Origin of the sequence: Bombilactobacillus mellifer (genome assembly GCF_000970795.1) — a bacterium.
Taxonomy (GTDB): Bacteria; Bacillota; Bacilli; order Lactobacillales; family Lactobacillaceae; genus Bombilactobacillus; species Bombilactobacillus mellifer.
Map to the genome: position 1 here is coordinate 345,181 of NZ_KQ034028.1, position 4,079 is coordinate 349,259.

2 protein-coding genes are annotated in these 4,079 nt (G+C 38.2%); both read left to right on the forward strand.

Going from position 1 to position 4,079, the window contains the following annotated elements:
• A partial coding sequence (locus tag JG30_RS08945) for an LPXTG cell wall anchor domain-containing protein (protein ID WP_179854011.1) occupies nt 1-557 on the forward strand: 557 nt, incomplete at its 5' end.
• A 1,352-nt stretch (nt 558-1,909) separates the two neighbouring features.
• A partial coding sequence (locus JG30_RS01660) for a coiled-coil domain-containing protein (RefSeq protein WP_046315658.1) occupies nt 1,910-4,079 on the forward strand: 2,170 nt, incomplete at its 3' end.

Genomic DNA, 4,079 nt, shown 5'->3' on the forward strand with positions numbered 1-4,079 from the left:
CTGATGTTGACAAAGCCAACTCTGAATATGCTTCCGCTAAGGATTGGTTAGACGGCTATGAGGCTGGCGAAAAAGATGCCCTGGCTGGCAATGCTAAAGCTGACTTAACTGGCAAGAGTGCCGCCTTTGTTGAAGGTTACAACAGTGGTTTTGCTTCTGTAAGCAAGGACAATCAGAACTCTGATAATAATAATGGTACCAATAACAATGGCGCTAATAATAATGGTCAATCCAATTCTTCTAACAATGGTGCCAATAATAATGGTGGTCAATCCAACTCTTCTAATAATGCTGCCCATAATGGTGGTAGTACTGCCGATCACCAAGTAGCACAAGGTAATAGTGGCTTAACACCGGTTAATAATAATGTTGCTGCTAGCGCTAATAATAACAAGCAAGCTGATGATCCAAATCAAAAGGCTGCTAGTGCTAACAAGAACAACTTACCACAGACTGGTGAAAATGCTAATGAAGCTCAAAGTCTAACTGTTGCGGGTGCTTTATTAGCCGGAATGACCTTCTTATTCGGCAGTTTTGCTTACAAATCCAAACACTAATCAGTAACTTTTGAAAAATAGTCCCCGTTTGGGGGCTTTTTTTGTGTCTAAAGGAGACAACGACGTTGTAATTTTTTTCCAGTGCTCGACTCAGGAGTGTTAACTACTATATATAAATTCCGCTAATAAAAGTTTTGCAACCAAATGGCAGGGCGCCGTTGAGCCCAGGTGGGCAACTGTTGCCAATACGTTTTTTTGGCTGGTCTGGATAACCCCCGATATGCGAGGATAAACATTACTATAAGATGGAAATCGCTCCCTTGCTTCACAGGTAGTCGCAATTGGTTATCTTGTCAGTGGCATAGGAAATCAGTTTAGGCGCTGGATTATTGCCACAACGAAGAAAATTCTCTTAATTGGTGATTTTGACGCTAGCAAAAGGGATATTCCGGCAATCGTGCTGCAGCTGGCTGATAATCATGGTATCAATCTACTTTGGAGGTTACGTGCAACGGACTAATAAATTGCAAACGAGATTAAATAACATAACACTCCGGAATTATTGCGATGACTTCCGGTTCAGTTGAAAGAGGCAGCGGTTGGTTAAAAACTATATTTGGTCAGATTAGGAGCAAACGTAGCAAAGTTTTTGAAACTAGTGCGGTGTTATAAAATTTTTAGAGTCTTTTTGGCAGTAGGTGTAATTTTTAAAATTCGCATAGCTGCAAAATCACTACAACCGCAATGAGATTGACAATTTTTTTATTTTTAAACTTTTAGGAGCTGATTTTGTAAAGCAGTAGCACTTCTTCACTGGAAGAAGTGCTTTTTGCAGTGAATTTTTTGGATTATCTAATTCTCTTATGGAGATTTAATGGAAAAAGTTGAATAAAAATCTGCAAGTTATTAAGAATATAGTTTATAATAGGTTTACTACGATTGGTCTAATTGGTTTATAAGGTAGAGGAGGTTGATTTGTTTACTAAAAAATTTAGAAAAATGACTCAAAAATAATAAATGTGTCTCTGTTGAAAAAGTGGGAAATTATGAATTTTTATAATAACCATCATTGAAAACAATATTTCAATAGTGCGGTCAAAATTGAAAATGGATCACGTAATAAGCTCTCGATTTACTAGATAAAAAAGATGTTATTTCACGGTAAGATAACTGTATTTTCGGTCTTTTGGTGGGCGTTAAAAATTGTAAATAATATAGCAGTTTTACTTAGCTTTATTTTCTGAAAAACAATGAAAATTCATGCTAGTGCTGGAAAACAAAAAGTTTTTTAGGATAATCTGGATCATTTTTAAAGAATCACCTAGCTTTTTTGTGATTGCTATCTTATAATAAAAGCAGAACATATTTATATGTTTTTGTTTTGGACGCTAATATGTTAGAGGGGTTTAAATATGAATAAGAAGAAATTGACCTACTTAGGTTTAGTAGGGGTCTCTGCCTTAGCTTTAGGCACGGCGCCTGCAGTTTCCGCAGTTGCTTCCAGCGCTAATGTGTGCGCAACACAATTGCAAAAAGTAGCTGGTTCAAAGGCTGACAAACAAAAAGAGGCGGATAGCTTGTCGTCTCAATTAGCAGCTGCGAAAGAGAATTACAAGAAAGTATCTGCTCAAAGCGATGCTAAAATTAAAGCTGCGAAAGATGCCATTGCTGCTAAGCAAAAAGCAGTTGATGCAGCACAAAAGAAATTGGATGCTGCCAAAGCTGATTACAAACAAAAGAATGACGCTTTTGCTGCTGAAAAGGATAAACAAGCTGCCACAATTGCCAATGCTAAGCAAGTTAATAAGTTAGCACAGCAGCAATTGGATGCTCAACAAGAAAAAGTTGATCAAGCAGCCCAAAAGGTTCAAATTGCTAAGAGCAATTTACAAGCTAAAAAAGATGCTTTAGCAGCAGAAAGAGACAAACAAGCTCCAGTAATTGCTGACGCTAAGAAGTTGGCCAAAGGTGCACAAGACCAATTGGATGCGCAACAACAACAAGTTAATCAATTCAAACAAGAATTGGCACTAGCCCAAAATGCTTCAGCTCAAAACCAGGCAGCTCTGGAAAAAGCTGGTCAAAACTACACTTCATTGAGCTTTGCTGTGGATCAAGCAAACAGTAATGTTACAAGTATGGCTGGTGCTTTAGAAACTGCTCAAGGTAAAGTCGATTCTGCAAAAACTCCTAAAGAAAAAGCTGAACAGGCTTATAATGACAAAGTTAAGGAATTGCAGGATTCCACTAATGCGGCTCAATCACAATTAGACAACGCTAATAAGGCAATAGCAGATAAACAAACAGCTGCTGACAATGCCGATGCTGCTGTAAAAACTGCAAAAGAGGATCTACAATCAAAGCAGGATTACTTAGATCAGAACAAAGATGATTTAGAAGCGCAAATGAATGTTCCGGATAGTTTAACTACAGACGTTACAAATGCTACCAATGCTGAAACAGAAGCCGGTGAAACAGCTACTAATTTACAAGGCGATGTTGACGCGGTTAAGAAAGAAATTGCGCAAATAAATGAAAAGATCCAGGGTGCGAAGGATGCTATAAGTATACTTGATGAAGGATATAAAAGCAGCCAACAAACCATAGACACATTATCAAAAGTAACCAATCCTACCGATGATCAAACAGCTGCTTTACTGGAAGCTCAAGCATATGTAAATAGTTATAATACTGGTGAATTTAAACAACTCAGGGATAGCCATCAGAGTGAGTTAAACTCTGCAAATTCTCAATTAGAGAAAGCTAATGGATCTTTGGCAGAAAAACAACAGTTAGCTGATGCTGCTGTAGATGCATATAATAGTGCACACGAAAAAACAATAGCTGCTCAAACTAAATTAAATGATGCCAATAAAGCAGCTGATGCTGCTGCTGGAAAACTAGTAGATGCAAACAATGCTGTTTTGATTGCTAAAGGTAGAGTAAAATCGACCACAAAAGAAGCTGAAGATGCGCATAGTGCTTTGGATAGTGAGAAAGCTGCCCAAAAAGATACTATATCTAATGCAAAGAAGACTTTGAAAGACAATGATGACGCATTAGCACCACTGAAAGCAACTTTAGATGGGGCTGTAAAAGCTTATAATGAGGCTCAAACTGAATTAAGTAAAGCAAAAAATAATTCTGACGCCGCTAAGGGAATTTTAGATTATTACAAAGGTAAAGCTCAATCAGCAGAATCAGATTTAAAGAATGCTCAAAATTCCGCTGATAGTTCCAAAGATGCCTTATCAAAGGCTCATCAAAATTTGGATGTTTCTCAAGCAGAAATGGATCAATTAACTCAAAGCTTGAAGGATATCTTTGACTTCGCTGAAAAGCAAGAAGAAGCAGCTCAAGACGCTGTCAGCGCCAAGGCTAAAGATGTCGATGCTGCCCAAAAGGCACTAGATGACGGCAATGTTGTTTTAGGTGCCGAACAGGCCAAAATGAATGAGTTGGTCAATACGCTCAAACCATCCATGGATGCAGCTAATAAACAATTAGAAGCTGCTGAAGACGCTGTAACTGCTAAACAAGATGCTGCAGGTGCTGCCCAAAAGGCGGTAGATGCTGCTCAAG